This is a genomic window from Microbacterium sp. NPDC057741 (assembly GCF_042798735.1).
Classification (GTDB): domain Bacteria; phylum Actinomycetota; class Actinomycetes; order Actinomycetales; family Microbacteriaceae; genus Microbacterium.
The window spans coordinates 143,395-169,944 of sequence record NZ_JBHVJW010000004.1 but is presented as its reverse complement, the minus strand read 5'-3'; the positions used below and the strand labels follow the sequence as shown (position 1 = coordinate 169,944).

The following is a 26,550-nucleotide window of genomic DNA, read 5'->3' as shown; positions in this document are numbered from 1 at the left end:
CCGTCTCATCATGGTAACCATGCCCGCCGCCTCCGCACCACGCCTCATCACCATCGGTGAGACCATGGCCCTCGTCACCCCCGCGCTCCCTGAGCCACTGGCCACCGCCGTGGACGTGCGGCTGCTCGTCGGCGGAGCCGAGTCGAACGTCGCGATCCACGCCGCCCAGTTGGGCGTGCCGACCGCCTGGGTCAGCGCCCTCGGAGACGACGCCCTCGGCGTGCGCGTGCGCAATGAGGTCGCCCGCCACGGTGTCGACATGCGCTGGGTCACGACCGACCCGCATGCCCCGACCGGCGTCTACTTCAAGGACCCGGGGCGCGGGGTGCTGTACTACCGCCGCGGATCGGCGGCCTCGGAGATGAGCCAGGCGACCGTCGCCGAGATTCCGCTCGAACAGGCCGAGATCGTGCATGTCTCGGGCATCACGCCCGCGCTTTCGGCCACCTGCTTCATGCTGATCGACGCCGTCATCGACCGCGTCGACGCCGGGCCCGGCGTCCTGAGCTTCGATGTCAACCACCGGGCGGCCCTCTGGGAGCCCGACGCGGCAGCCCCGGTGCTGCTCACCCGCGCGCGGCGCGCGGGCATCGTCTTCGTCGGGCTCGACGAGGCCGAGGGCCTGTGGGGAACCTCCGACGCGGATGCCGTGCGCGCCCTGATCCCCGAGCCGGAACTGCTCGTCGTCAAGGACGGCGACGTCGGCGCGACCGAGTTCCAGCGCAGCGGCGACGCCGACGTACGCACCTTCGTGCCCGCGATCAAGACCGAAGTGGTCGAGGCCGTGGGCGCCGGCGACGCCTTCGCCGCCGGCTATCTCGTCGCCCGGATGCAGGGCGCGGATGCCGCCGAGCGACTCGCCGCCGGCCACCACAGGGCGCACCTCGTGCTGCAGTCCACCGGCGACCTCGTGCCCGACAACGACTGACCCGCCAACGACTGGGAGACCCCGCATGACCGACAACTCCGTGTTCGAAGAGATCTTCCGCGACGTGCCGCTGATGGCGATCCTGCGCGGCATGGGGGTCGAGCGCACGCTCGCCACCGCGACCCGCGCGTGGGATCTCGGCATCACCGCCGTCGAGGTTCCCGTGCAGACGCCGAACGACGTCGAGGCGCTGCGGGTGCTCGCCGCGGCGGCCCGTGAGCGCGGTCTGACCGTGGGCGCCGGCACGGTTGTGTCGCGCGAGCACGTGCGACAGGCCGCCGAGGCGGGCGCTGCGTTCACCGTGAGCCCCGGCTTCGACGTCGACGTCGTGCGCGCCTCGCACGAGGCGGGGATGCCGGCTCTGCCCGGCGTCTCCACCGCTTCCGAGGTGCAGCACGCGCTCGGTGAGGGCCTCACCTGGCTCAAGGCTTTCCCCGCATCGCTGCTCGGCACCGGCTGGTTCCCCGCCATGCGCGGGCCGTTCCCGCAGGCGCGGTTCGTCGCCACCGGCGGCATGGATTCCGGGAACGCGCAGGCGTACCTGGATGCCGGGGTGCGGGTCGTCGCCGTCGGCTCCGCCCTCGAGGACGAGACGCAGCTGCCCGCTCTGGCCGCACTGCTGCGCTGACCGCGCGGGAGCAGCATCCGCTTGCTCAGACCGTGGTCTTCACGGTCGCCGAAGACTTGCACCCGTGCGACGGCCGACCCGATCGGAGATGTCCCGGCAGCGGGTGACAACGATCTGCAGCAGGCCGACACTCATCGTTCCGGACACCGATCAGAAAATCAGAGCCCCTATGGCGGACGTGGTTGGCGCCTGCTATCGTGGCGGGTTCAACGCTCCCTGTCGGACTCTATGAGCCTGAAGCGAGCATCCACGAACTCAAGACCTTTCAATTCCCTACTGAACGACAACGGGGTTCAGCGGGGCAGCACACAACAGCTGAGAGGAGGTGAGTTCATGAGGATCAAGACAAGACTGCGCGCGACATTGATGGTCGCTGCAGCTGTTGGGATATCTGTGTTCGGGGGGACGCAGGGCGCCTTTGCCGCGACAAGCGGGGAAGCCCCGGTCGCCACAAGAATGGTTCAGGCATGCGGGTTCGATTTCTGGGGCCAGAGCTATCAGAACTGTGGAGGATCCCGCATGGCAATCAACGCCCAGTACATCGGCGGTGACCCGTGGCTGGGCTGGCAATACATGGGAAAGGAATTCTGCGTTAAGCCGCACAGCACGAAGTCAGTACTGATTCCGGGCGGATTCTGGATCGCCGAGGCCGTGATCGATAACGGACCGGCCCACGGGCCCGGAAAGTGCTGAGGATCTGCACCCAACGCACCACTTGAAACGCTGATGCCCCGGTTCGCGAAAGCAGACTGGGGCATCGGCTCGTTGTTATGAGGGGTCATTCGCCCCGGTCTCGCGACGCTCCCCCGCGACCGCACCCTGGTCGTCTACGGCTGGGGTCCCGGCTGCAACGGCGCCACCGCCACAGCCCGCATCCTGCTGGCTGCGGGGCTCGACACCCGCGAGCTCTTCGGCGGGTACGAGTACTGGGCCCGCAACGGCTTCCCGACCGAGGTGGGCGGCGTCATCACGCACCGGACGCCCGATCCGCTCGTCACCGCCGAGCACTGACGCACCGACGCCCCCTCCGAATCCACTGATTCGGAGGGGGCGTCGGCGAACAGGCGCGGAGGGTCAGCCCTTGACGACCCAGTCGAACTGGTCGCCGTTCTCCTTCAGCCAGGCATCCACTGCCTCGGCCTCCTTGCCCTTGCCGTACTCGTTCACGACCATGTCCTCGAGCGAGCCGTACTGGTCGTCGTCGAGCTTGATCTTGCCGGCCAGCTCAGCAGCCTCGGGGAACTTGTCCGCGAAGCCCTTGTGACCCATGAAGTTCAGGGTCTCCGGGGTGCCCATGGCGCCCTTCGGGTCCTCGAGAGTCTTGACGTCGTACGCGGTGTTCGCCCAGAACGGCTTCCACAGCGTGACGACGACGTCCTCCTTCTTGTCGATCGCCTCGCCGAGCACGGTGAGCATCGCCGCGGTCGACGACGTCTCCAGCTTGTACTCGCCGTCCAGACCGTACTCCGGCATCATCTTGTCCTGCGTGACGCCGGTGAGACCGGCACCCGGCTCGATGCCGATGATCTTGCCGTCGAACATGTCTGCCTTGCCCTTGAGATCGGCGATGGAGTCGATCTTCGTGTAGCTGGGCACCGCGATCGTCAGCACGGCGTTCTCGTAGTACGCGCCGAGGTCTTCGAGGTCCTTGCCGTACTTCTTCATGTACTCGGCGTGCGTGACCTCGGGCCAGGCCGACGGATACATGTCGACGTCGCCCTGGGCGAGACCCGCGTACAGCGGGCCGGCCTCGGTGAGCGTGGTCATCTCGACGTCGTAGCCGAGCTTCTCGTACTGGTCCTGCAGCAGGTAGGCCATGCTGAGGCCGTCGGTCCAGGACGGGATGTAGCCGAGGACGATGGTGCCCTTGGCGTCGCCGCCATCCGAGCCGCCGGCCGTGTCGGAGTTGCCGGCGCAACCGGCGAGCACGAGTGCCGCGGTGGCACCGAGCGCCGCGATTGCGGCGATGCGGGTCTTCTTCATGGTGAAAGTTCCTTCCGTATGTTCTGCTGTGTTCCGTATGGGTCAGTGGTGAATCTCAGCCGCCGATGATCGGCGCCCGATGAGGGGAGGCCGTCTCGCGCTCGGCCTGTGCCGCGGCATCCGCCCGCTGGTTCCGCTGCGCGGCCTGCCGACGTGAGACGGAGCCGAGCAGGGACGAGGGGTACTCGGCGGGTGTGCCCAGTGCGGCGGTGACCCGGTCGAGGTAGACGGCGATCAGCACGACGCCCAGGCCCGCCTCGACCCCGAGCGGGATGTCGACGGTCGAGATCGCCTGAACGACGTCCTTGCCGAGGCCGTCGGCGCCGGCCATGCCGGCGATGACCGCCATCGACAGGGCCAGCATGATGACCTGGTTGACGCCGGCCATGATCGTCGGCATCGCGAGCGGCAGCTGGATGCCGCGCAGGATCTGCCCCTTCGTCGCGCCGAAGGCCTGTCCGGCCTCGACCGTCTCGGAGTCGACACCGCGGATGCCCAGCTCGGTGAGCCGCACGCCGGGCGGGAGCGAGAAGATCACGGTCGCGACCAGCCCCGGCACGACGCCGATGCTGAAGAACACGATCGCCGGGATCAGGTACACCATCGCAGGCATGGTCTGCATGAAGTCCAACACGGGCTTCATGACCGCCCGCACGGTGGAGCTGCGGGCCGACCAGATGCCGAGCGGGATCGCGATGGCGATCGCCACGATGGCCGAGACCAGCACCAGGGCGAGGGTCTGCATCGCCGACACCCAGACGCCCATCCCCACGACGAGGACGAACGAGATCACCGTGCCGACGGCGAGCTGCCAGGAGCGGACCAGCCACGCGATGAGCGCGAAGATCACGATCATCAACGGCACCGGGGTGTTCACCAGGATGTCGGTCAGGCCGTTCACCAGGAACTTCACGACGAACGAGATGACGTCGAGGAGACCCTCGAGGTTGTCCTTGACCCAGTTGATGACGTTCTCGACCCAGGTTCCGATCGGAATGCGGAAACCGTCCATCAGAGCACCTCACCCTCGTCGGCGGATGCAGCGAAGGCGCCGCCGCCGCCCGCCACCGGCGTGCCGACGGTGTCGGCGGGCTCGCCGAGCACCTCGTTGATGGTCGCCTGCGGCATCGGCTGCAGCGGCAGGGTGAGCTCCTCGGTCGCGGTCGTTCCAGGGCCGAGAGCGGCGAGCAGGGTGATGCGCGGGATGACGCCGACCAGGCGGTTCTGCTCGTCGGTGACCGCCAGCGGAAGCACCGACTCGACGGACGGCACGAACAGGTCCATCAGCACGGAGCCTTCGTCCACGCTCTGCGGGACGGGTTTGAGCACCGAGCGGAGATCGTTCGACCCTTTGCGCACCAGCTTCACGGCATCCCGGTCGGTGACCATGCCGAGCAGCGTGCGGTCGCGACTGACGACGTAGGTCGCCGACATGTAGGCGTCGCGCATCTGGCGCAGCGCGGTGCGCGGACCCGCCGACTCGGAGATCACGGGGCGCGGACGCTCCATGACGTTCGCGGCGGTGAGCACGCGGGCACGGTCGACGTCCTGCACGAACTGCTCGACGTAGTCGTTCGCCGGGTCGGTGAGGATGTCCTCCGGAGTGCCGATCTGCACGATGCGGCCGTCCCTCATGACCGCGATCCGGTCGCCGAGGAACATCGCCTCGTTCAGGTCGTGCGTGATGAACACGATGGTCTTCTGCAGCCCTGCCTGCAGCTCGACGAGCTGCTCCTGCATCTCACGGCGGATCAGCGGATCCAGCGCCGAGAAGGCCTCGTCCATGAGCAGGATGTCGGTGTCGGCGGCGAGCGCGCGGGCGATGCCGACGCGCTGCTGCATGCCACCGGAGAGCTCGCCGGGAAGTTTGTCTCCCCAGCCGCCGAGACCCACCAGGGCGAGGATCTCCTCGGCTTTCTGCAGGCGCTCGGTCTTGCCGACGCCGCGCAGCTCGAGCGGGTAGGCGACGTTCGCCGAGACGGTGCGGTGCGGCAGCAGCGCGAAGTGCTGGAACACCATCGAGATGCTGTCGCGACGGATCTCGCGCAGTCGCGACGAGGACGCCTTGGTCAGCTCCTCGTCTCCGATGAGGATCTCACCGGAGGTGGTGTCGTGCAGGCCGTTGAGCATGCGGATGAGTGTGGACTTGCCCGATCCGGACAGGCCCATGATGACGAAGATCTCGCCTCTGTTGACCGTGAAGCTCGCGTCGATGACGGCTGCCGTTCCGGCATCCTTCACATCGTCGCGGCTCTCGCCGGCATTCAGCCGCTTCACGGCCTGGTTCGGGTTCTTCCCGAACACCTTGTACAGATGACGCGCTTCAAGAGCGGTTTCAGACACGCTTCCCCCGTGGCTCACCTCGGGTGGGTGAGCCCACTTCGGTTACGCCCGGGTGGTGATCACGAGGCCGTTCGACTGCGTCGTGCTGGCGGCACTGGCCTGGATTTCGGATCCGGGCAGAGATCACCGACCATACGCCCGCATCTCACACCAGTAATAAGCACAAAGTTCGAAGGAAGACACGGTCGCGGACTGGTCTTCGGGCCGTCAGGCCCGCGTTCCAACGTAACGAGTGGCTGATCGGGTGGCAAATTCTGTCACCCGATCGTGACCCGGTCAACGCCTCGTCGACTTTGTGACGATGAATTTCGAGGTGCGCTCGATCTGCTCGGTGGGCCCCACCTCGCGCTGCAGGATGCGGCGGTGATCGAGGTGCGAGTTGAACACGGTCCACACCTCGCCGCCCGGTCTCGTCAGCCGCGCGGCCGCCTGGATCAGACGGTGTCCTGCTGCCTCATCGACGGCGTTTCCGAGGTGGAACGGCGGGTTCAGCAGGATGAGGTCCGCCTCGTGATCGGGGAGCTCGGAGCCGGCGTCGTCGAGGGTCACGGTCACGTTCTCGAGGCCGTTCGCGGCCATGGTCGCCCGTGCCGAACGGACCGCCGCGGCCGAGCGGTCGGTCGCGATCACGCGGGATGCCGGGTGGGCGAGGGCGTAGGCCGCGGCGAGCGCCCCCGTGCCGCAGCCGAGGTCGATGACCGTCAGTCCCCGGTCGTTGAGCGAGCGCCCGCGAGCGCCGTGCTGAGCGAGCGGAGCGAGACGAAGTGACGAAACGTCGAGCAGCACGCGCGTTCCGATGTCGATGCGGTCGCCGGCGAACGCTCCACCGAACGCGCAGAGCGTGAGCCCGTGCGCCGACGTCCCGACTTCCCCGCGAGATCCCGCCGAGACCCCGGCTTCCGCGCGAGACCCCTGTTCAGCACGTGGGTCTCGCGCAGAAGTCGAGGTCTCGCCGGGGAGCGCGTGCCGGGTCGAGACCGGGAACGGCGGCGGGGCGGCGGGGCGGCGCGGACCGCGAGCGATGAGCAGGCGCGACTTCCGCTCGGCGCGCTGCGGCTGCACCTCACCGAAGTACCGCCCGAGCACGTCGTTCTGCCCGAGAGACATGTGCTTGACCCGACCGCCGGCGATGAGCACGGCGTCCGGCGCGGCCCAGCGGGCAATCGCATCCGCGATCTCCTCCAGCTCGGCGAGCGACTTGGGCAGCTGCAGCAGCACGAGTCGGATGCCGGTGAGCAGGCCCTCGTCGAGTTCTCGAGACTCGAACCCGTCCAGTCCGAGGGATGCGGCGTTGCGCGCGAGCGCGCGGCGGCCGGTCACGAGGTCCTGATGCACGCGGATGCCCCGCATCCCGGCATCCGCCAGGGCGAGCGTGATCGCACCGTAGCCCTCGCCGATCACCGCGATCTCGTCGCCGGGCAGGCCGGCGTCGAGGGCCGCACGCACGAGCAGATCGTCGGTGGCGTCCCAGGCCTGCAGGTTCGGCGCCTCGACGTCTGGCGCGCGGCGCAGTCGCGCGAAGTCGAACTCTGGCACACGCTCAGCGTATCCGGCACCCACTGTTGACACCGTCAAGGTTAGGTGGTTAATTAGTCGAGTAACTAACCACCTAACCGGAGGCGATGTGATCGACGAAGGCCGGCCCCTGTTCCTGCAGATCGCCGAGGCGATCGAGGAATCCATCCTCGACGGGACTCTCCACGAGGACGGACAGGCTCCCTCGACCAATGAGCTCGCCGCGTTCTACCGCATCAATCCGGCCACGGCCGCGAAAGGCGTCGCCATGCTGACCGACAAGGGCATCCTGCTCAAGCGCCGCGGGATCGGCATGTTCGTGGCCCCCGGCGCCCGCACCATCCTGCTCGGCGAGCGTCGCACGACATTCGCCGAGCGCTACATCGACCCGCTCATCGCCGAGGCCCGCACGCTGGGTCTCGGCCCCGACGATCTCACCGCGCTGCTGCGCGAGCGCACCACGCTCGCCGAGGGCGCGCCCACCACACCATCCACCGAAGGGAGCCGCTCATGACCACGGTCATCGACGTGCAGAACCTCACCAAGCGATACAAGGACAAGCTCGCCCTCGACGACGTCTCGCTGACGATCGAGGAGAACACGATCTACGGCCTGCTCGGCCGCAACGGCGCGGGAAAGACCACGCTGATGTCCATCCTCACCGCGCAGAACTTCGCCTCCTCCGGCGATGCACTGCTGTTCGGCGAGCATGCGTACGAGAACGCGCGCGTGCTCAGCAGGCTGTGCTTCGTGCGCGAGAGCCAGCGGTACCCGGACGAGTCCACCCCCACGCATGCCTTCCGGGCGGCGCGGCTGTTCTTCCGCAACTGGGACCAGAAGTTCGCCGAGCGGCTGATCGAGGACTTCCAGCTGCCGATGCGCACCCGCATCAAGAAGCTCTCCCGCGGCCAGCTGTCCGCCGTGGGCGTGATCATCGGGCTGGCGGCCCGTGCCGAGATCACCTTCTTCGACGAGCCCTACCTGGGGCTGGACGCGGTGGCACGGCAGATCTTCTACGACCGGCTCATCGAGGACTACGCAGAGCACCCGCGCACGATCATCCTGTCCTCGCACCTGATCGACGAGGTGGCGAACCTGCTCGAGAAGGTGATCGTCATCGACGACGGCCGGATCCTGCTGCACGAGGACACCGACGTCGTACGCGGTCGCGCCGCGACGATCGTCGGCGACGCCGCGAAGGTCGACGCCTGGGCGCAGGGCCGAGATGTCATCCACCGGGAAGGCCTCGGACGCGTGGCATCGGTCACCGTCGACGGACGTCTCGATGCCGCGGAGCGCGCAGCGCTCACCGCGGACGGGCTCGATGTCGTCCCGGTCTCGCTGCAGCAGCTGATCGTTCGTCTCACCCAGAACGCCGCGGCGCCGGCATCCATCGCCGCGAATGTCACCGAGGAGGTCCGCTGATGCGACGCACACTCAACGTGGTCAGGCTCCAGATGATCAACAAGTCCACGTTCATCTGGGTTCCGCTCATCGTGCTGGCCAGCGCCGTGGTGGTCTCCGTGCTGATCTACGCGATGATCCCGGTAGACACCCCGAAGTACGGTGGCGGCGGTCAAGCCCCGCTGTGGGTGTTCTTCGCCGTCGGCATCTCGGCGATGACGTTCACCTTCCCGTTCTCGCAGGCGATCAGCATCACCAGACGCGAGTTCTTCATCGGCACGATGATCGCGGCGGTGCTCGGCAGCGCGTTCATGGGGGCACTGTTCCTCATCGGCGGCGGCATCGAGAAGCTCACCGACGGATACGGCGTGAACGGCTGGGTGTTCTACCTTCCGTGGCTGTGGGAGGCGGGCCCCGTGGGCGCCTTCACCGTGTACTTCACGCTCGCACTGTTCTGCTTCGTCCTGGGCTTCACAGGAGCCACCATCTTCAAGCGCTGGGGATCGCTCCTGCTCACCGTCGCAGGCGTAGGAGTGCTGGTCGTCCTCGTCGGAGTGGTGTTCCTGGTCACGCGCCTGGAGCTGTGGGATCAGGTGTGGACCGGGGTGATGCAGCTCGGCGCGTTCGGCCTGGCGCTGTGGGGGCTGGCCCTGACCGTGCTGCTGATGGGCATCTCGTTCCTGACGTTCCGCAGGACGCTGCCCTGATCCGAGTCGAAGACGGGGGCTCGCGGTGCGGGCCCCCGTCGTGCAGGGTACGGCTTCGGATGCCGGATACTTGTGCGCATGGCCTCATCGCTGACCATCGCCGACCACACCCTGCCCACTGCCCCGGTCGGAGGCGTGAACCCGCTGCCGCCCGTGGCGAACATGCCCGAAGCGCCGTACCAGGCGTCCACCGACGGGCTCCCTGAGCGCATCGTGCGCGGCATCGCGTACGGGCGGGTGAGGTCGATCCATCCGTACCTGCTGCAGGATCAGTACGGCCGCGACCGCGCGGATGCGCCGATGCAGCTAGCCGTGCTCGAGAACGAGCACCTGCGCGCCGAGTTCGCCCTCGGCCTCGGCGGCCGGCTGACCGGGCTTGTCGACAAGGCCACCGGCCGCGACCTCGTCTACCGCAATGAGATGCTGCAGCCGGCGAACCTCGCCCTGCGCAATGCCTGGTTCTCGGGCGGTGCGGAGTGGAACATCGGGATGCGCGGGCACTGGCCCCTGACCTGCGACCCGATGTATGCCGCAGCCGTGATGGGACCCGACGGCGAGCCCGTGCTGCGGATGTGGGAGTACGAACGCGTTCGCGGCCTGATCGTTCAGATCGATGCGACTCTCGCGTCGGACGCTCCGGCCCTGCACGTGCGCGTTCGCGTTCGGAACCCGAAGGATGCCGAGACCGGCATGTACTGGTGGACGAACATCGCCGTCGCTCAGTCCGCCGGCAGCCGGGTGTTCGCCCCTGCGACGATCGCCTACAAGACCGACTACGACGGCTCGCTGACCACCGTGGACTTCACGGCGACGGATGCTTCGCGGCCGGCCTCCGCCCCTGCAGCCGCCGACTACTTCTTCGAGGTTCCCGAGGGCGAGACGCCCTGGATCGCGGCGCTGGATTCTGCCGGCGAGGGCCTGGGGCACATCTCCACGGCCCCGCTGACGGGGCGCAAGCTGTTCGTGTGGGGCGACACCGCCGGGGGGCACCGCTGGTGCGACTGGCTGGGCGGTGAGACAGGCGAGTACTTCGAGATCCAGGCGGGACTCGCGACCACTCAGTACGAGCACCTGCCGATGCCGGGCGGCGCCACGTGGGAGTGGACCGAGACGTTCCTTCCGGTGCAGGCCGACTCCGGGTACGAGGAGGACTGGGCCGCGGCGACCGCGGCCGTCGGCGAGGTGGTGCACTCGGCGTACGGGGCGCTCGGCTCGGCCGGGATCGATCGGTTGGACGCTGTAGCGGATGTCGAGCCCGGCGAGCTGCTGTCATCCGGCTCGCCCTGGGGTGCTCTGGAGCAGGAGATCGCAGAACGGGCCGGGGAGGCATTCGCGGAGCTGCCCGGGGTGCGGTTCGATCGGTCGGGTGCGGAAGGCGCGTACTGGGCGGGGCTGCTGGACACGGCGATCGACGGCGAGGATGGCACTGATGCCTCGACTCGCGCCGGGGACGGGCACCCGGACGATGCGGATCGTCCCGAGCATCCGACAGCTCCTGCCTCGTACGTCACGGGGGATGCATGGGATCGGCTGCTCGCCGACGCCACGCAGACCTGGCTCACGTCGTATCACCGCGCCGTGATCGCGCATGCGGCCGGCGACCTCGACCGCGCGCTCGATCTGTACGCCGAGTCGGAGGCCCTGTCGCCGACGGCCTGGGCGGCGCGCGGCGCCGGACAGGCCCTGCTCGCGCGGGGCGGAGAGCACGACGAGCCCGCCGCGATCGCCGCGCTGGAGCGAGCGCACCGACTCGCCCCCGACAGCATCCCGCTGGCGCTCGAGTTCGGCAGCGCACTGCTGGCCTCGGGCCGCGCGCGACGTCTGCGCGGCCTGCTCGGCGGACTGCCGGATGCGATGCTCACGCTCGGACGGTTCCGCGTGCTGGCGGTGCAGGCGGCACTCGCGAGCGGCGATCGCGCCGAGGCCGGGCGGATCCTCGAGGCCGGTTTCGAGGTTCCCGACCTGCGCGAGGGCGAGCTCAGCATGTCGGCGCTGTGGCACGAGGCGTTCCCCGGCCGCCCGGTGCCCGCGCACTACGACTTCGAGATGGCGCCGGAAGCGTCCGGGGCCTGAGCGCGCCCGGGAGCTGGGCGAGCCAAGCGACGCGAAGAGGGACGTTGGCGCCCTTCTTCTCGTCGCTGGCGCTCCTCGCTCAGGGGCCGGAGTGCGGGCGGAGCCCCGGACGGATCAGATCGTCTCGTCGGCCGCGACGATGTCGATCTGCCAGAACCGGGAGTCCGGTGCGGAGCGGTCGTGCGCGGCCTCGGCCTCGGAGATCCGGCGGCTCAGCGACTTGGCGAGCTCCTCGTACTCCGCGCTCGTGAGGCGCAGGTTGTGGATGGCGAGGGTGCCGTGCTCCGATGCCTCGCCGCCTGCCATGTTCTCGACGGCGTACGCCACGACCCGCTGCAAGAGTTTCTGATGGTCCTCGGCGAGCGCGGCGATCACGACGTTGCCGAGCGCCGCATCGGCGACCGGATGCCCCGGTGAGCCGACGTTCAGCGATTCCTTGATCGGCGTCCAGACCCGATCCCGGCCGTCGCGGGCCTTCTCCGGCGCCTCGACGATGAGGCCCGCATCCGCCATCACCCGCAGGTGGAAGCTGATCTTGTTGGCGGGCTGGCCGAGTTCTTCGGCGATGTCGGCGGCGCGGACGAACTCGCGGCGGGCGAAGACGCGCATCATGTCTCGGCGCAAGGGGTTCGCATACGCCTTGAGCATGGCGGTGGTCATCGTCCGCGACGGGCGTTCCTCCTGCTCGGCCATGCCCGCAGTATATCCAGAATTATTTGCGCGATTTTACTTGCGCAAGTTTGATTGCGGGATTATCGTCATCCTCATGACCTCCCTGCGGCGCAACCTGCGATACGTCTCCTGGCTCGTGAGCGACACGAGCAAGGGACTGGCGCAGACCCTGTTCAGCTTCGCCATCCCGCTGCTCGCACTCATCGTCACGGACGACCCCGCACTGGCCGGGATCATCGGCGCGGTCGGTCTCACGATCCGAGTCGTGCTCACCCTCTTCGGCGGCGTGCTCGCCGACCGTCATCGGCGCATCACGCTGATGGTGCTCGGCTCGGCGATCGGCGTGGTGCTCTCCGTCGGCTTCACCCTGCTGGCGCTCGGCGACGCCCTCACCTTCGGCATCCTGCTCGTCGCCGACGCGCTGCTCGCGGCCCGCACCGGACTCTTCGACTCGGCGGGCGAGAGTGCCCTGAAAGACATCGTCACCTCCGACACCATGGGGCGGGCCCAGGCGGCGAACTCCGCCCGCGACTCAGTGCTGCAGCTGGCCGGCGGACCGATCGGCGGCGCACTGCTCGTCGTCGGCGGCTGGCTGGTCGGCGCCGTGATGGCGCTCTGCCACCTCGTCGCCGCCGTCTCCGCAGCCCTCATCCCCCGCCTGCGCGGACCCGAGATCGAGGCGGTGCCGCAGGCCGCCGTTGCAGCGCCCAGCCCCCGGCCGAACGCGCTCCGCGAGATCCGCGAAGGCTTCTCCTGGCTGTTCTCCCGCCCCGACCTGCGCGGTGTACTGCTGATCCTGACCATCATCAACCTCGGCATCAACACCGTGATGACGACGATCGTCTATTCCCTGCAGCAGTCCGGCGAGTCCCCTGCCGTCATCGGCCTGATCAGCGCCGGCCTCGGCGGATCGATGCTCGTCGGCGCCCTGCTCGCATCCGTGGTGGTCACCCGAGTCGGAGCCGGCCTGCTGATGATGATCGGCCTCGTCGCCCTCACCGTCGGCGCGGCGGCGACGACACTCGTGCAGGCGCCGCTCTGGATCGTGGCCGTCATGGCGATCCCGGGGTTGACCCTCGGTCCTCTGAATGCCGCGATGGGCGGTTACTTCATGGTCGCCACCCCGAGCGGCATGATGGGCCGAGCGAGCAGCGCCTCCAACGTGTTCGCGATGGGGGCGATGCCGCTGGCCCCGCTCATCGCCGGATTCGGATTGAACTGGTTCGGGCGCAGCGGCAGCATCCTCATCGGTGCCGGCCTGTGCGCTCTCGCCGCTGTGATGGCGCTCAGCAACCGTGGCCTGCGCTCCCTGCCGGCTGAGGCGGACTGGGCGGCGCACGCCGCACGGTTCGCGGATGCCGAGGCCGACGCCGTCGCCAACACCGACGCCGAGGCGCCCGTCCGCTGACCGGGCCAGTCACACCTGCAGGCACGAATCACAGTTGCAGGCAAGACCCCGCCGGATCCGCCCGCATCCGTCGCATCCCCCTGCAGACGTGACCGAACTCAGCCGAGTTCGTCGAGCAGCTCCACCGCCGCGCGCGCGTACTCCCCGATCCATCGATCGTGGATGCGCTTGATCGGCAGCGGAGCGAGGATCAGGCGACGCTCGCGGCCGCGCTTCTCGCCGATCACCAGCTCGGCGCGCTCCAGAACCCGCAGGTGCTGCAGCACGGTCGTGCGATCGAGTTCGGGGAAGCAGGCGCAGAGTTCGCCGGTGGTCCTGGGCGCCTCGCGCAGCCGATCCAGCATCCGCCGTCGAACCGGAGCGGCGAGCGCCTTGAAGACGAGATCGTCACTGTCGGAATCGGATGACATGTTGTAATCTTACAACATGTCTGAGAATGAAACACCCCTGAGCACCCTCTCGTTCACCGTGTCCGGTCGCATCGGGCGACCGGCATCCGAGGTGTACGAGGCGGTGGCCGACCCGGCGCAGCTGTCGCGCTACTTCACCACCGGCGGAGCGCGCGGGCGTCTCGAAGCCGGCGCCGACGTCTCGTGGGACTTCGCCGACTTCCCCGGCCGGTTCCCCGTCGAGGTCGTCGAGGCCGTGCCGCATGAGCGGATCGTCATCGAATGGGACGCCGCGCCCGGCTCGAACCCGACCGGTCGCACGCGCACCACGTTCACGTTCGCGCCGATCGACGACGACGCGCGCACGCTCGTCACGATCACCGAGGAGTCATGGAGCGCGACCGATGCCGGCGCGAAGGGCGCGTTCGGCAACTGCGAGGGCTGGACCGGCATGCTCGCCGCGATGAAGGCCTGGGTCGAGCACGGCGTCAACCTGCGCGAGGGCTTCTACGCCTGACCGGCCCAGGCGCCGTCCCGGGCATCCGCCCGGGAGCAGGAGAACGCCCGAGAACAGGACGGATGCCACGAAATCGTCCTGCGCCCGCCGAATCTCCTGAGCTCAGCAACGCCTCGGCGCCTCGCACCCCGCCCGAGAACAGGAGAACACCCGAGAACAGGACGGATGCCGCGAAATCGTCCTGCCCTCGCAGAGTCTCCCGTTCTCGGCAGCACGGCCGGCGCAACGATGGCGCCGCGGACTCAACCCATCGGGTACGCGACGTACGCGAACGCGCTGGAGTCGGGCGCCCAGCTGTTCACGTTGATCGTGCCCTGCCCGCCGGGCAGGGGGATGCGGGTGAGCGGCGTGCTCCAGTCGGCGGTGGAGACCACGACCAGCGACACCGGCAGGTCGGCCGGGTGCCCCTCGGTGCCGGCCGGGTATTCGAGGTAGACGGCTCGTCTTCCGTCGGGCGAGAGGTGCGGGAACCAGTCCACGGTCTCGCTGCGATGCACGCGCTCGACCTCGCCGCGCGCGATGCGCGCGAGCTGCGCGTGCCCCCAGCGCTCGGTGTTGAAGTAGAGCCAGTGACCGTCCGGCGACCACTCCGGCCCGTCGATGTGCCCCGGCCCCGTGTCGACGACGGTCACGTGACCACCGGTTGCCGGAATCAGAGCGAGCCTGCCCGGACCGGTGCCGTCCATCCGCACGAAGGCGAGCAGCTCGCCGTCGGGCGAGATCCCGTGCAGGTAGTGCCGCACGCCGTCCTCGCCGGTGATGCGCGTGACCGCTCCCCCGCTGAGCAGACCGCGGTAGATGTGCCCGTCCTCGGCGGACAGGTACACGGCGGGGCCGGCCGGGTCGAGCACGTGGTCGTTGTTGATCGGCGGCAGCCCGGTGAAGGCGATCGGATGCGGCTCGGCACCAGACTCGACACTGGGCTTCAGCCGCCACAGCATCCCCTCGCCATTCAGATACAGGGCGCCGTCGCGCCCCCAGTTGGGCGCTTCGAACAGGACCTTGTCGGATGCCGCGACAATGCGCGACTCCGCAGCATCCAGGTCGTGGATCTTCACCTCGCAGCGCTGACCCTCTGCAAGAACACGGTAGTCCGGCATCCGATGCCTCCTGTCCGAGGTCAGGATAGACCCTGCCAATCGTGTGAGTGAATGTGAGTGAATTGATTTGTTGAGTTCACTAACGATCACTTCTATGCTTCGGGAAAACCCCTTCCCATCCCCAGGAGGCCGATGATGTCCCCCCTCGATCTGAACCGCCGGTCGTTCCTCGCCGTACTCGGAGCCGGAGCGCTGATCGCCGCGAGCGGGCAGTCCGCTGCGGCGAGCACGGGCCCCGGCCTGTTCGCAGCCGCCGACGATCCGCTCGCCGCACTCCGCGCCCGCCGCCGCACCATGCTGGTCGGTGACGGGAGCGCGGCGTCGATCCCCGAGCTCGCCGACGCCCTGACGAGCATGAGCACCGCAGCCGCAGCCAGTTGGCAGGGAATGGTGCGCCCGGCAGCCGCCCCCGGCATCTGGGCCGACCTGCCCCTCACCGGTGTCAGCGGCACGACCCTCTCGGGCAACATGGGCGTCACATTCGACCGCCTGTTCAGCCTGTCGCTCGCGCACGCGACGGTGGGCGCCGAGCAGTACGCCGACGAGACCCTGGCATCCGACATCGCCGGCGCGCTCGCCTGGCTGAGCGCGAACATCTACGCCGTCGGCAAGGCGGCCGTCGGCAACTGGTGGTTCTGGGAGATCGGCGTGCCCCGCAAGGCCGCCGACATCCTGGTGCTCATGTACGACGCGGTCCCGGCCGAGGTGCGCACCGCCCTGATGGCCGCCGCCCGCTACTTCACCCCCGACCCGAACTGGCGCGGCCGCGGCACCAGCTTCGCCGAGACCGGCGCGAACCGCACGGACAAGGCGCTCTCCTGCATCCTGCGCGGAGCTCTCGACGCGCGCCCTGACGAGATCGCCCTGTCCCGCGACGCCCTCAGCGACACCGTGCGCGGCGGCAAGAACAGCGTGTTCGGGTACGTCACCAGCGGTGACGGCTTCTACGCCGACGGCTCGTTCGTGCAGCACACCTACCTGCCCTACGTCGGCACCTACGGCGTGGTCACGCTCGGCGGCATCGCCGAGATCCTCGGCCTGCTCGGCGGCAGCGAGTGGGACGTCACCGACCCGAAGAAGGCCGTCGTGCTGGACGCCGTCGAGGCGGCGTACGCGCCGTTCATCTGGAACGGCCGCATGATGGATGCCGTCCGCGGGCGTGCGGTGTCGCGCCAGAAGGCGCCCGACTACGTCGACGGCGCGGCGGCGCTCACCGCCATCCTGCTTCTCGCACCGGGTGCCGGCGAGCCGTATCGCAGCCGCTACCTGTCACTCGTGAAGGGCTGGCTGCAGCGCTGCACCGACCAGACTCTGTACGGACTGCCGTCGCAGACCGTGGCGAAGTCGCTGCTGGTGACGTCGGTGCTGGGCGACGCGTCGGTCGAGGCCGCTCCCGCCCCGGTGTACACGAAGGCCTTCGGCGATCAGGACCGCCTCGTGCACCACCGCCCGGCGTTCAGCTCGGTGGTGAACATCTCGTCGAAGCGCATCGGTCGCTACGAGTGGGGCAACAAGGAGAACAACCTGGGCTGGTACCAGGGCGACGGTCTCACGTTCTTCTACACGCCGAAGGACCCCGGGCAGTACAGCGCCGACTTCTGGCCCACCGTCGACCCGTACCGGCTGCCGGGCACCACCGTCTCGGCCGAGCCGAGGGCCAACGGCGCCGCCGACGGCACAGGCATCCCGCGGGCGTACCAGGCCTTCGCCGGCGGCCTCGATCTGGACGGGCGCTGGGGCATCCAGGGTATGGACCACCTGAACCACAACAAGACGCTCAGCGCGCGGAAGTCGTGGTTCTTCCTCGATGACAAGGTGGTGTGCCTCGGAGCGGCGATCACCGGCACCACCGAGCACGAGGTGTTCACCACGATCGACAACCGCTCGTTCGCGGAGGGGACGGTGCCGAGGATCCGCACCGACAACCGCAATCGGGTGATGGCGGCAGGCGGCCCCGCCGTCACGGTGGCGCGCAATGTGCACATCATGGGCCACGGCGGGTATGTGTTCCTGGCCGGCGAGAACGTGAGCGGCACGGTCGACGTGCAGGTGGTGCGCCGCACCGGCGACTGGCAGACGATCAACTCCGGCTCGGACACCGGCGGATCGGCGGATCCGAAGACCCGCGACTTCGTCACGGTCACACACCGGCACGGCGCGACGCCGGCCGGTGGTGGCTACGCGTACATGGTGCTGCCGAACGTGGAGCACTCGGTCACGTTCACCGAATCGGATGCTCCGACGGTGAAGGTTCTCGCCAACAGCGCCACCGCCCAGATGATCGGCGTGAGCCGTCAGGGCCTGACCCTGGCGAACTTCTTCGCCGCAGGATCTGCCGCCGGCGTGACAGCGAGCGGGCCGTGCTCGGTCGCGGTGCGCACGGACAGCGGGAAGACCACCGTCGCGGTCTCCGATCCGAGCCGCACCCAGAAGGTCGCCACGGTGACTCTCGCCGACGTCACAGGCTCGGTGATCGAGGCCGACGACGGCGTCACGGTCGTGTCGACCTCGCCGCTGACTGTGGAGTTCGCGCTCGACGGGCACGGCCACTCCAAGCGGGTCGTCATCGGCTGACCCGCCCGGCCGCTTCCTGCAGGCGGCGGACGATCCGACGGATGGCGGGAGAACGCACGGCGTTCTCCCGCCATCCGCATATCGGTCCGCCATCCGCACGTCGACAGCGACGGATACTTGACTCTGACACCGTGGAAGACGGGAGAACAGTCACATGTTGTCCATCGGAGCGTTCGCGCAGATCGGCCAGGTGACCCACCGCATGCTGCGGCACTGGGACACCTCGGGGCTGCTCGTGCCCGCACACGTGGACGAGTTCAGCGGCTACCGTTCGTACGATCCGTCGCAGCTCGCAAGGCTGCACCGGATCGTCGCGCTGCGCCAGCTCGGGTTCGGGCTGGACGACGTCGCCTCGATCCTCGATGAGGGTGTCTCCGCCGAACGGCTCGCAGAGCTGCTCGAGGAGCGCCGCATCGAGGTCGAGGAGGAGCATCGGATCGCCGCCGCGAGGCTCGTCGACGTGGAGCGGAGGCTCCGTCTCATCACAGAGGAGAATCACATGTCCCGTATCGAATCCGTCGAGAAGCCCCTTCCCGCCGTACGACTCGCCGCCCGTACCGCCGTCGCCCCTGATCAGCCATCGGTCGGCCCGCTCGTCGGCCCCCTGTTCGACGCGGTCGCCGACGCGCTCGCCCCCACCGGCGCCGCGCTGACCACGCCGATCGCCACGTACGAGTCGCGCGAAGACGGCATGCACATCACCGTCGGCTTCGCCTACTCCGGCGATCCGGTCGACGGCGTCGAGATCATCGAGCTGCCGGCCGTGGCATCCGCCGTCTGCGGCGTGCACCTCGGCACGATGGAGGGCATCGCCGACAGCTGGATGGCGCTGCACGAGGAGATCCTCGGCCGCGGTTCCGTTCCGTCCGGCCCCTGCCGCGAGCTGTACCTGCGGTCGGAGTCCGAGGACCAGCGGGACTGGGTCACCGAACTGCAGCAGCCCGTCGCATCCGCCTGATCCGCCTCCTGCTCCGGTCTCACTCGTTGCGGGTGCCGAGGTCCGCACACCCGCATCCGTTGAGACCGGAGCAGACGAACGGTCGTGCCGATCGCAGGTGGCGGACGATCTTGCGGATGCCGGCATCCGCTCCGGTCTCAGGAGAGCGCCGACCCCGGCCTACCGCAGCGGGTCGAAGGGCTTGATCGCAGGGTCCACCCGACCTGTCACGATCTGCTCGGCGAGCAGCTTGCCCGTGACAGGGCCGAGCACGATGCCCCACATGCCGTGTCCGCCGCCGACGTAGACGTTCGGGGCCTTGGTCGCGCCGACCAGCGGCAGCCCGTCGGGCGTCACGGGGCGGGAGCCGACCCACTCGTCCTGGCGGTCGTCGAGGTCGACGCCGGTGAACATCTCGCGCGCCTGCTCAATGATCGCCTGGACGCGGCGGTGCTGGAACGGCTCGTCGGGCCGGCGGAACTCCATGGTGCCGGCGATGCGGAACCGGCCCTGGTAGGGCGTGCAGGCGATGCGCTGGTACGGCAGGTACACGGGGTGCTCCTGCGGCTTCTCGGTCTCGACCGTGAAGGAGTATCCGCGGCCGGCCTGCACGCGGGTGCGCACTCCGAGCTTCCGGGCCAGCTTCGGCATCCAGGCACCGGTGGCGATGACGACCGAATCGGCCTCCATGCGCTCGCCGTTGGACAGCAGCACGACGGGCTTGCGGGTGGATGCCACGTCCATGACCTCGAGGCCGGTGATCAGCTTCGCACCGCGGGCGACCACGGCCGCGCCGAGCGCCTCGACGTAGGGCGCCGGCTCGAGGAAGCGCTGGTTGTCGAGCCGGTAGACCACCTTCACGGCGTCCGACAGCACCGGCGCGAGGTCGGTGGGGGTGTCGAGGCGCTCCATCGGCACGTCCTGACCGTGCCGCACGACGCCGGCGACCTCGTGCAGGAAGCCCTTGGAGTGCGCCTCCTCCTTGAACCCGATCACGAACGGACCCTCGCGGGTCCAGGACTCGACGCCGCCGGCCTGCAGCTCGTCGAATCCGGCGAGCGCGATCCTGTCGATGGGCGTGAGATCGGCCATGGTCCTGTCCCAGGCCTTGCTGGTGCCATGGGCCGCGAACTGGGCGAGGAAGCTCCACAGCCCGGCATCCACTCGGAAGGGCACGTGCAGCGCGGCATCCGGATCGAGCAGGGCCTTGGGGCCGTAGGTCCAGAGCGAGGGATCGGCCAGCGGGATGGTCTTGCCGGGGGTGAGCCAGCCGGCGTTGCCCCACGAGGATCCTGCGGCGACGCCGACCCGGTCGACGACCGTGACCTCCACACCGCGCTCCTGCAGATGCCAGGCGGTGGCGAGACCCACCATGCCCGCTCCGATGACGATCGACCGCGACATTGCGTACTCCTTCTCTCACCAGAGATTATGAGGATTCCGAGGGTCACCTTGGGTCACTGACGAAGATTCTTCGTAGGATGCTGTGGAACCTGTCGGAAACTGCGCGTCGGAGCGAGGAACTGCCCATGCCGGAGATCGAATCCTCGGGACCCCTGGATGCCGTCGACCGCACCCTGCTGTCGGAGCTCAGCCGCAACGGCCGCATCTCCAACACCGAACTCGCCGCGCGGGCCGGGATCGCCGAGTCGACGTGCCTGAAACGCGTGCGCGCGCTGCAGGCGCGCGGGGTGATCGTGGGCTTCCACGCGGAGATCTCCCCGGCCGCGATGGGGCTGCATCTCGAGGCACTGATCACCATCCGGCTGCACGCGCACGCGCGCGGTGACCTGCGCCGGTTCCAGGCATACCTCGAGGATCTGCCCGCGACGCAACGGGTGTACTTCCTCGCCGGCGACCGCGACTTCATGGTGCACGTCGCGGTGGCGGATGCCCCGGCGCTGCGCGAGCTGGTGTCGGACACCCTCAGCCTGCAGCCCGAGGTGGCATCGACATCGACGTCGCTGATCTTCGCGCAGGCCGCGGGCAAGCGCGGGCTGTAGCGCGGCGCGGGATGTCCCCGCTGTCCCTTACGCCAACATGCTCGTCGGAGGGATGTTCTCGGGGCTCGGCGACCTCAAGTCCTTCGGTCAGAGTGCCCGCGATCTGAACAGTGATGCTGAAGACTACGGGGCGGGAAAGGCCATGACCATCGCGTGGTACGGATACGACTCGCCAGATCTCCTCGGTGAGACCGCGATGGGAAGCGCTGAGGAGGGCGCCGCCACCTTGACCTCTTCGCTACGCGGACTCGACCTGGCCGTCTCGCCCCGCGTGACCACCACCGTGATCGGGCACTCGTACGGCAGCACAACGGCATTCCTAGCGGTCGGGTCAGCCGCGGACAACCTCGGCGTCGACAGGCTGGTCTCGGTGGGTTCGGCCGGAGTGCCCGACCAGCTCTATGCGCAGAACCGGGAGTACGCACCGGTGTCGGGCACCATGACTCTCGATGTCAACATGGACTACTCCGGCACCCAGGCGTATGGCACCCGCGCTCCCTGGGATCTCGTCGCCAGGTTCGGCCAGTACAGTTCTTCCGGACACACCGTCAACCCCGAATCGCTTCCGGGGGCCATTTCATTCGAGAGTGACGGCGGCTACGTACCGGCACTTGACGGAGCGGGAGAGGAATGGGCCGTGGAGACCCCCGGTCATGCCTCGCACAGCGGGGGGGGGAACACTGGACTCGAATCGTGGCAGAAGGACAACGGTTACCTGAGCGAGGGAACTGAGTCGTTCCGCAATGTGGCGAGGATCGTAGCGACCGGCGAGCCGGTGAACTGAGGATGGGTTCGAAGATGCGTGCGCTTGCCGTGGCGGCGTCGATCGGCATGTCGGTCGCGTTGCTGGCCGGGTGCGCGCCGAAGGAGGAGCACGTGCCGACACCGACAGGAGACGCCCTGTACTCGCAGGCCGAACAGCACTACCGCGACTACCGCCAAGTCACCAACGGCATCCAGAAGCAGATCTACGACGGCCCCTGGGAGGTCGGCGACGGGGGCTACGGCATGGTTCCGGAGGACGGAGGTTGTGAAGCCGGCAGTTACGCCTTCGAACTCTCCCGCGCCACAGACATCGCTCCGGATGACATCCCGGCCATGCGTGACAAGCTGCGCACTTACCTCACCGAGCAGGGCTACGACATCGGTGAATGGGGTCTCGGCTCGGGTGAGAGCGAGTCCCTCGACCTCATCATCGAGAAGCAGGGCGACTTCTCCGATCTGCGCATCATCTCCCACGCGAGTGGTGCTGTACGCGTACGTGCGACCTCCGCGTGCTGGCCAGGAAACATCGACGACCTGGACGCCAGGCTGTTCGGCGACGTCTACCTGTCGGATGGCTACCTCCCCGACGAGGAGTCCCCGTCCGATCCCCTGTTCTGGGGAATCACCCCCGGAGACCCGCAGTTCCTCGAACCCGGACAGGTGCCCCAGAGCTGACCGGGCTCAGTCGGCGACGCGGACCTCGTAGCCCAGTGCCTCCAGGTCGGTACGAGCGGACTCCGGCGCGCCGACATCCGTGATGATCATGTCGAACAGCTCCGAATCGCCGACGGCGGCGAAGGTCTCGACGCCGATCTTCGACGAATCGGCGACGATCGCGGCACGGCGCGAGCGCTCCGCCATGATGCGGTTCACGTCGGCCTCGGCCTCGTCGTGCGTGGTGGCGACGCCGGCCGGCGACAGGCCGTTGATGCCGATGAACGAGATGTCCAGCCACAGGCCCTCGAGCAGCTGCTCGACGAACGGCCCGACCAGCTCATAGCTGCGCGAGCGGATCACGCCGCCGGTGACGACGACCTTGATCTCGGGGCGCATCGCGAGCTGCGCCCCGATGTTCACGGCGTTCGTCACGACCGTGAGGCCGTGCTCGGCCAGGTCGTCCCGTGAGGCGAGCGCCGCGGCGATCGCCGTGGTCGTGGTGCCGCCAGACAGACCGACGATCGAACCCGGCGCGACGAGAGCGGATGCCGCCGCGGCGATGCGCTCCTTCTCGTCGGTCCGCAGGTGGCTCTTGTACCGGATCGGCAGCTCGTAGGCCACGGACTGCGCGACCGCGCCGCCGTGCGTGCGCGTGAGCAGTCGCCGCTCGGCGAGGCTGTCCAGGTCGCGGCGGGTGGTCGCAGCGGACGCACCGAACCGCTCCACGAGGTCTTCGACGCTGACCTCACCCTGCTCTCCGAGCAGCTCGAGGATCGCATTCAGTCGGGATGCGCGGTTCATGCCGTCCCCTCGGCGTCTGGTTCCAGCGCGAACAGCCGCAGCATCCGTGCTGCCTCCCCAGCCACGGCATCCCGCGCCGGCGAGATGTACTTTCGCGAGTCTACGAGTTTTTCATCGGCGGCGAGCCGTTCGCGCACGGCGCGGGTGAAGAACCCGTTCAGGTGCGTGGACACGTTGATCTTCGTCATGCCCGCGCGGATCGCGTCGGTGATCACGCTGTCGGCGACGCCCGAGGACCCGTGCAGCACCAGCGGCACGTCGGTGGCGTCGCGCCCGCATCCGCGCAGCGCCTCACGCAGCCGAAGGATGAGATCGATGTCGAGGGATGCCGAGCGGTCGAGCATCGCGTGCGACGATCCGACAGCGACGGCGAGCGCGTCGACACCGGTCTCGGCGACGAACGCGCGGGCCTCGTCGGGGTCTGTGCGCACGCCGGGCGCGTGCGCGCCGTCCTTGCCGCCGACCTCGCCCAACTCTCCCTCGACGTACACGCCCGCGGCGTGCGCGCGGTCGACGACGGCGGCGGTCAGCGCGACGTTCTCGGCGTATTCGAGCTTGCCGCCGTCGAACATCACCGAGCCGAAGCCGAGGTCGATCGCCTCGTGCACGAGCTCGGGTCGCTCGGCATGGTCGAGGTGCACGGCGACCGGCGTCTCGGCACGGCGGGCGATCGCGAGCGTCGCCAGCGCGATCGGCTCGAGGCCGCCGTGGTAGTCGGCGCAGTTCTGCGAGATCTGCAGGATCACGGGCAGCGCGGCACGAGCGGATGCCTCGACCAGCGCCTCGGCGGTCTCGAGGTGGATCACGTTGAACGCCCCGATGCCGTTGCCGTTCCAGGCGGCATCCGTCACGAGGTCGCGGGCGGAGACGAGGGTCATGCGGTGTCCGTTCGTTCGATGATGACGGCGGCCTCGAGTTCGGGCCAGGAGGGGTGGATGTCGCCGGCCAGCGGCATCAGCACTGCAGCCGCCGACCATGCGGTCGCGCGGCGCAGGATCGCCTCGGGATCGCGGATGCCGGATGCGAGCAGCACGGCGGCCGCGGAGACCGCGGCGTCTCCGGCGCCGGTCGGGTTGCCGGCGAGGGCTTCGGGGAGGCGGGCGGACACGGTCTCGGAGTCCGAGACCGCGAGCATGCCCTCGGCGCCGCGGGACAGCAGGATCAGCGAGGCGCCGCGGCGGAGCAGTTCGCGGGCGCCGTCGATCGGGTCGGCGATGCCGGTGGCCTCGGCCAGTTCGGCCGCGTTCGGCTTGAGCACGTCGGCACCGGCATCCGCTGCCCGCAGCAGCGCCGGACCGGAAGTGTCGGCGATCACGATCGCTCCGGCCGCGCGGCCGATGCCGATCAGCGACGAGAGGAGGTCTTCGGGCGTGCCCGGGGGGACGCTGCCGGAGATCACCAGGACGGGGCGTCCTTCGTCTCGCTGCGCTCGCTCAGGAGCCGGGGCGGACTGCGCACGCTCAGGAGCCGGAGCGGACTGCGCACGCTCAGGAGCCGGGGAGTGTTGCGCACGCTCAGGAGCCGGGGAGGGCTGCGCTCGCTCAGGAGCCGGAGAAGTCTGCGCTCGCTCAGGATCCGGGGCGGCCAGCGCCTCCGCGACGGCGCTCCGAAGGGCATCCCGCTCGGCATCCGTCGGGGCGATGCCGCGCTCGTTCACGATCGTCGTGTCGCCGAGCGCCTCATCGACCAGGGCGATGCTGCGCCGCGTCGCGGCGGCGACCGGCACCAGCACGGCAGGCACGCCGGCGGCGGTCAGCTCGGCCCGGAACTCAGCGCCCGTGGCCCCGCCGACGGTCGTCACGGCCACGACATCCGAACCCGCGGCATGCGCCACCCTGGCGACGTTCAGCCCCTTACCGCCTGCGCGCGCAGCGCCGGCATCCGCTCGGTGCGTGCCGCCTGGCACGATCCTCTCGACGTGCCAGGTGAGGTCCAGTGCCGGGTTCGGCGTGACGGTGACGATCATGCGCTCACCGCCGCCGGGCACACGTGCACGACCCGGGCACAGATGCACGGCGCATCCGCCCGTCCGATCGTGCGGGCGTTCCGGGATCGTGCGTCCGTGCCCGTCACGCGACCACCCGCCTCGCACGCAGCGCGGAACCGAGGATGCCGGCGTTGCCGGACAGCTCGGCCGGGACCAGCTCGGGGATGCGATGGAAGCTCAGCCGATCCGCCAGCCGCGTGCGCAGCTCGTCGAAGAGCGCCCCACCGGCGCGAGAGAGCCCGCCGCCGATCACGACAGCCTCCGGCGCGATCACGGCGGTGATCTGCGCGATCGACATCGTGAGCGCGTCGAGCGCCTCGTTCCAGACCCGGGCGGCGATCTCATCGCCGCCCGCGGCGCGTGCGATCACCTCGCGAGCCCCGTCCACCTCGGTGCCCGTCGCCTCCTCGTAGCGCCTCTCGATCGCGCCGGCCGAGGCGACGGCCTCGAGGCACCCTCGCGCCCCGCAGGGGCACGGCCATTCGCCGATCGGGGAGTGGCCGATCTCGCCGGCGTAGCCGCCGCCGGTGTACAGCTCGCCGCCGACCAGGATGGTTCCGGCGATGCCGGTGCCGATGATGATCGCGACCACGTCCGCGTAGCCGCGAGCGGCACCCATCTCGAACTCGGCCCAGCTCGCCGTGCCGACGTCGTGATCGAACGCGACCGGCAGCCCGAAGCGCTGCTCGGCCAGCATCCGCAGCGGCGCATTCCGCAGACCGAGGTTGCTGGAGAACACGGCGACCCCGGTACCCGCGTCGACGATTCCCGGCACCACGAAGCCGACGGCCTGCGGCACGATCTCCGGATGCTGCGCGCGCAGTGCGTCACCCAGCTCGCCGATGCGCTCCACGAGCCGCGCCGGCATGTCGTCACCGGCATCCGGGGTCGGCGTGCGCCGCAGTCCCACGGCGTTGCCCTCGGCATCGAACAGCGCCGATTTGATGTCGGTGCCGCCCACGTCGAACGCGAGCACCGGTGCACCCGCGCCGATCGACGCGGCGCGGGCGAGGCGCTCGCCCGACGCGTCGGTCACGACGTCGGGGATGTCGGCCGCCGAGACTGCATCCCCGCGCCCAGACCCGGCCGCACCGACGTCTCGGAGCGGTCGTGCGGTCTCGGCGGCCCCAGGCAGGGACTCATCGCGGGGTGCGGTCAT

General features: G+C 69.1%; 26 protein-coding genes. 14 read left to right on the top strand and 12 right to left on the bottom strand.

The window, feature by feature from the left end:
- Positions 1–19: 19 nt before the first annotated feature.
- From ACFVDO_RS14100 to ACFVDO_RS14090, 3 genes are all read left to right on the top strand, one after another.
- On the top strand, positions 20–928 hold the full coding sequence (locus ACFVDO_RS14100) for a sugar kinase (RefSeq protein ID WP_378856261.1): 909 nt from the start codon (positions 20–22) through the stop codon (positions 926–928).
- Between the two features lie 25 nt (positions 929–953).
- Complete coding sequence (locus ACFVDO_RS14095; protein WP_378856259.1) at positions 954–1,556, top strand: bifunctional 4-hydroxy-2-oxoglutarate aldolase/2-dehydro-3-deoxy-phosphogluconate aldolase; 603 nt, start codon at positions 954–956, stop codon at positions 1,554–1,556.
- Positions 1,557–2,075: 519 nt separating this feature from the next.
- A complete protein-coding gene (locus ACFVDO_RS14090; protein WP_378856257.1) occupies positions 2,076–2,249 on the top strand; it encodes a hypothetical protein in 174 nt (57 codons plus the stop codon).
- A 381-nt stretch (positions 2,250–2,630) separates the two neighbouring features.
- On the opposite strand, the gene ACFVDO_RS14085 is transcribed toward ACFVDO_RS14090, so the two are convergent.
- The 4 genes from ACFVDO_RS14085 to ACFVDO_RS14070 all read right to left on the bottom strand — a co-directional run bounded on the left by ACFVDO_RS14085 (position 2,631) and on the right by ACFVDO_RS14070 (position 7,418).
- Positions 2,631–3,539: a glycine betaine ABC transporter substrate-binding protein gene (locus tag ACFVDO_RS14085; protein WP_378856255.1), complete on the bottom strand. Its 909-nt coding sequence runs from the start codon at positions 3,537–3,539 to the stop codon at positions 2,631–2,633.
- A 55-nt stretch (positions 3,540–3,594) separates the two neighbouring features.
- Positions 3,595–4,551: an ABC transporter permease gene (locus ACFVDO_RS14080; protein WP_378856253.1), complete on the bottom strand. Its 957-nt coding sequence runs from the start codon at positions 4,549–4,551 to the stop codon at positions 3,595–3,597.
- Positions 4,551–5,882 carry a glycine betaine/L-proline ABC transporter ATP-binding protein gene (locus ACFVDO_RS14075; RefSeq protein WP_378856251.1) on the bottom strand — a complete coding sequence of 444 codons (1,332 nt, stop codon included), beginning with the start codon at positions 5,880–5,882 and terminating at the stop codon, positions 4,551–4,553. The genes ACFVDO_RS14080 and ACFVDO_RS14075 overlap by 1 nt, the downstream gene beginning before the upstream one ends.
- 276 nt (positions 5,883–6,158) lie before the next feature.
- Positions 6,159–7,418 carry a class I SAM-dependent methyltransferase gene (locus ACFVDO_RS14070; protein ID WP_378856249.1) on the bottom strand — a complete coding sequence of 420 codons (1,260 nt, stop codon included), beginning with the start codon at positions 7,416–7,418 and terminating at the stop codon, positions 6,159–6,161.
- Between the two features lie 88 nt (positions 7,419–7,506).
- Here ACFVDO_RS14070 and ACFVDO_RS14065 point away from each other — a divergent pair, with 88 nt between their 5' ends.
- From ACFVDO_RS14065 to ACFVDO_RS14050, 4 genes are all read left to right on the top strand, one after another.
- The gene (locus ACFVDO_RS14065) at positions 7,507–7,911 is read left to right on the top strand and encodes a GntR family transcriptional regulator (protein ID WP_378856247.1); all 405 of its coding nucleotides are present in this window, start codon (positions 7,507–7,509) and stop codon (positions 7,909–7,911) included.
- Positions 7,908–8,822 carry an ABC transporter ATP-binding protein gene (locus ACFVDO_RS14060; protein WP_378856245.1) on the top strand — a complete coding sequence of 305 codons (915 nt, stop codon included), beginning with the start codon at positions 7,908–7,910 and terminating at the stop codon, positions 8,820–8,822. The genes ACFVDO_RS14065 and ACFVDO_RS14060 overlap by 4 nt, the downstream gene beginning before the upstream one ends.
- Positions 8,822–9,508: a hypothetical protein gene (locus ACFVDO_RS14055; RefSeq protein ID WP_378856243.1), complete on the top strand. Its 687-nt coding sequence runs from the start codon at positions 8,822–8,824 to the stop codon at positions 9,506–9,508. Before ACFVDO_RS14060 ends, ACFVDO_RS14055 begins: the two co-directional genes overlap by 1 nt.
- Positions 9,509–9,586: 78 nt before the next feature.
- Complete coding sequence (locus ACFVDO_RS14050; protein WP_378856241.1) at positions 9,587–11,581, top strand: DUF5107 domain-containing protein; 1,995 nt, start codon at positions 9,587–9,589, stop codon at positions 11,579–11,581.
- 114 nt (positions 11,582–11,695) lie between these two features.
- Here ACFVDO_RS14050 and ACFVDO_RS14045 read toward each other — a convergent pair whose 3' ends face one another.
- Positions 11,696–12,274: a helix-turn-helix domain-containing protein gene (locus ACFVDO_RS14045; RefSeq protein WP_378856240.1), complete on the bottom strand. Its 579-nt coding sequence runs from the start codon at positions 12,272–12,274 to the stop codon at positions 11,696–11,698.
- Between the two features lie 73 nt (positions 12,275–12,347).
- Between ACFVDO_RS14045 and ACFVDO_RS14040 the strand changes: the two genes are divergently transcribed.
- Positions 12,348–13,661, top strand: coding sequence for an MFS transporter (locus tag ACFVDO_RS14040; RefSeq protein WP_378856238.1), 1,314 nt, complete (start codon positions 12,348–12,350; stop codon positions 13,659–13,661).
- Between the two features lie 98 nt (positions 13,662–13,759).
- Here the strand turns inward: ACFVDO_RS14040 and ACFVDO_RS14035 are convergent, their stop codons facing one another.
- The gene (locus ACFVDO_RS14035; RefSeq protein ID WP_378856236.1) at positions 13,760–14,071 is read right to left on the bottom strand and encodes an ArsR/SmtB family transcription factor; all 312 of its coding nucleotides are present in this window, start codon (positions 14,069–14,071) and stop codon (positions 13,760–13,762) included.
- Positions 14,072–14,087: 16 nt separating this feature from the next.
- On the opposite strand from ACFVDO_RS14035, the gene ACFVDO_RS14030 reads away from it, so the two are divergent.
- Complete coding sequence (locus ACFVDO_RS14030) at positions 14,088–14,567, top strand: SRPBCC domain-containing protein (RefSeq protein ID WP_378856234.1); 480 nt, start codon at positions 14,088–14,090, stop codon at positions 14,565–14,567.
- A gap of 242 nt (positions 14,568–14,809) precedes the next feature.
- On the opposite strand, the gene ACFVDO_RS14025 is transcribed toward ACFVDO_RS14030, so the two are convergent.
- Complete coding sequence (locus ACFVDO_RS14025; protein WP_378856232.1) at positions 14,810–15,667, bottom strand: biopolymer transporter Tol; 858 nt, start codon at positions 15,665–15,667, stop codon at positions 14,810–14,812.
- Positions 15,668–15,802: 135 nt separating this feature from the next.
- Between ACFVDO_RS14025 and ACFVDO_RS14020 the strand changes: the two genes are divergently transcribed.
- Both ACFVDO_RS14020 and ACFVDO_RS14015 read left to right on the top strand, forming a co-directional pair.
- Positions 15,803–18,241 carry a polysaccharide lyase 8 family protein gene (locus ACFVDO_RS14020; protein WP_378856230.1) on the top strand — a complete coding sequence of 813 codons (2,439 nt, stop codon included), beginning with the start codon at positions 15,803–15,805 and terminating at the stop codon, positions 18,239–18,241.
- Between the two features lie 154 nt (positions 18,242–18,395).
- Positions 18,396–19,199 (top strand): MerR family transcriptional regulator, encoded by an 804-nt coding sequence (locus tag ACFVDO_RS14015; protein WP_378856228.1) that lies wholly within the window; start codon positions 18,396–18,398, stop codon positions 19,197–19,199.
- A gap of 159 nt (positions 19,200–19,358) precedes the next feature.
- Here the strand turns inward: ACFVDO_RS14015 and ACFVDO_RS14010 are convergent, their stop codons facing one another.
- The gene (locus tag ACFVDO_RS14010) at positions 19,359–20,582 is read right to left on the bottom strand and encodes an NAD(P)/FAD-dependent oxidoreductase (protein WP_378856226.1); all 1,224 of its coding nucleotides are present in this window, start codon (positions 20,580–20,582) and stop codon (positions 19,359–19,361) included.
- Between the two features lie 125 nt (positions 20,583–20,707).
- On the opposite strand from ACFVDO_RS14010, the gene ACFVDO_RS14005 reads away from it, so the two are divergent.
- Genes ACFVDO_RS14005 through ACFVDO_RS13995 form a run of 3 tightly spaced genes read left to right on the top strand, consistent with a single transcriptional unit; the run spans position 20,708 to position 22,621 of the window.
- On the top strand, positions 20,708–21,181 hold the full coding sequence (locus ACFVDO_RS14005) for an Lrp/AsnC family transcriptional regulator (protein WP_157311004.1): 474 nt from the start codon (positions 20,708–20,710) through the stop codon (positions 21,179–21,181).
- Positions 21,182–21,233: 52 nt separating this feature from the next.
- On the top strand, positions 21,234–21,965 hold the full coding sequence (locus ACFVDO_RS14000; protein ID WP_378856224.1) for an alpha/beta hydrolase: 732 nt from the start codon (positions 21,234–21,236) through the stop codon (positions 21,963–21,965).
- Positions 21,966–21,979: 14 nt separating this feature from the next.
- Positions 21,980–22,621 carry a hypothetical protein gene (locus ACFVDO_RS13995; protein WP_378856222.1) on the top strand — a complete coding sequence of 214 codons (642 nt, stop codon included), beginning with the start codon at positions 21,980–21,982 and terminating at the stop codon, positions 22,619–22,621.
- A 6-nt stretch (positions 22,622–22,627) separates the two neighbouring features.
- Here ACFVDO_RS13995 and ACFVDO_RS13990 read toward each other — a convergent pair whose 3' ends face one another.
- From ACFVDO_RS13990 to ACFVDO_RS13975, 4 genes are all read right to left on the bottom strand, one after another.
- Positions 22,628–23,404, bottom strand: a complete 777-nt coding sequence (locus tag ACFVDO_RS13990) for a DeoR/GlpR family DNA-binding transcription regulator (protein WP_378856220.1) — start codon at positions 23,402–23,404, stop codon at positions 22,628–22,630.
- A complete protein-coding gene (locus ACFVDO_RS13985; RefSeq protein WP_378856218.1) occupies positions 23,401–24,282 on the bottom strand; it encodes a ketose-bisphosphate aldolase in 882 nt (293 codons plus the stop codon). Before ACFVDO_RS13985 ends, ACFVDO_RS13990 begins: the two co-directional genes overlap by 4 nt.
- On the bottom strand, positions 24,279–25,370 hold the full coding sequence (locus tag ACFVDO_RS13980; protein WP_378856216.1) for a PfkB family carbohydrate kinase: 1,092 nt from the start codon (positions 25,368–25,370) through the stop codon (positions 24,279–24,281). The genes ACFVDO_RS13985 and ACFVDO_RS13980 overlap by 4 nt, the downstream gene beginning before the upstream one ends.
- A 103-nt stretch (positions 25,371–25,473) precedes the next feature.
- Positions 25,474–26,550, bottom strand: a complete 1,077-nt coding sequence (locus tag ACFVDO_RS13975) for an ROK family protein (RefSeq protein ID WP_378856214.1) — start codon at positions 26,548–26,550, stop codon at positions 25,474–25,476.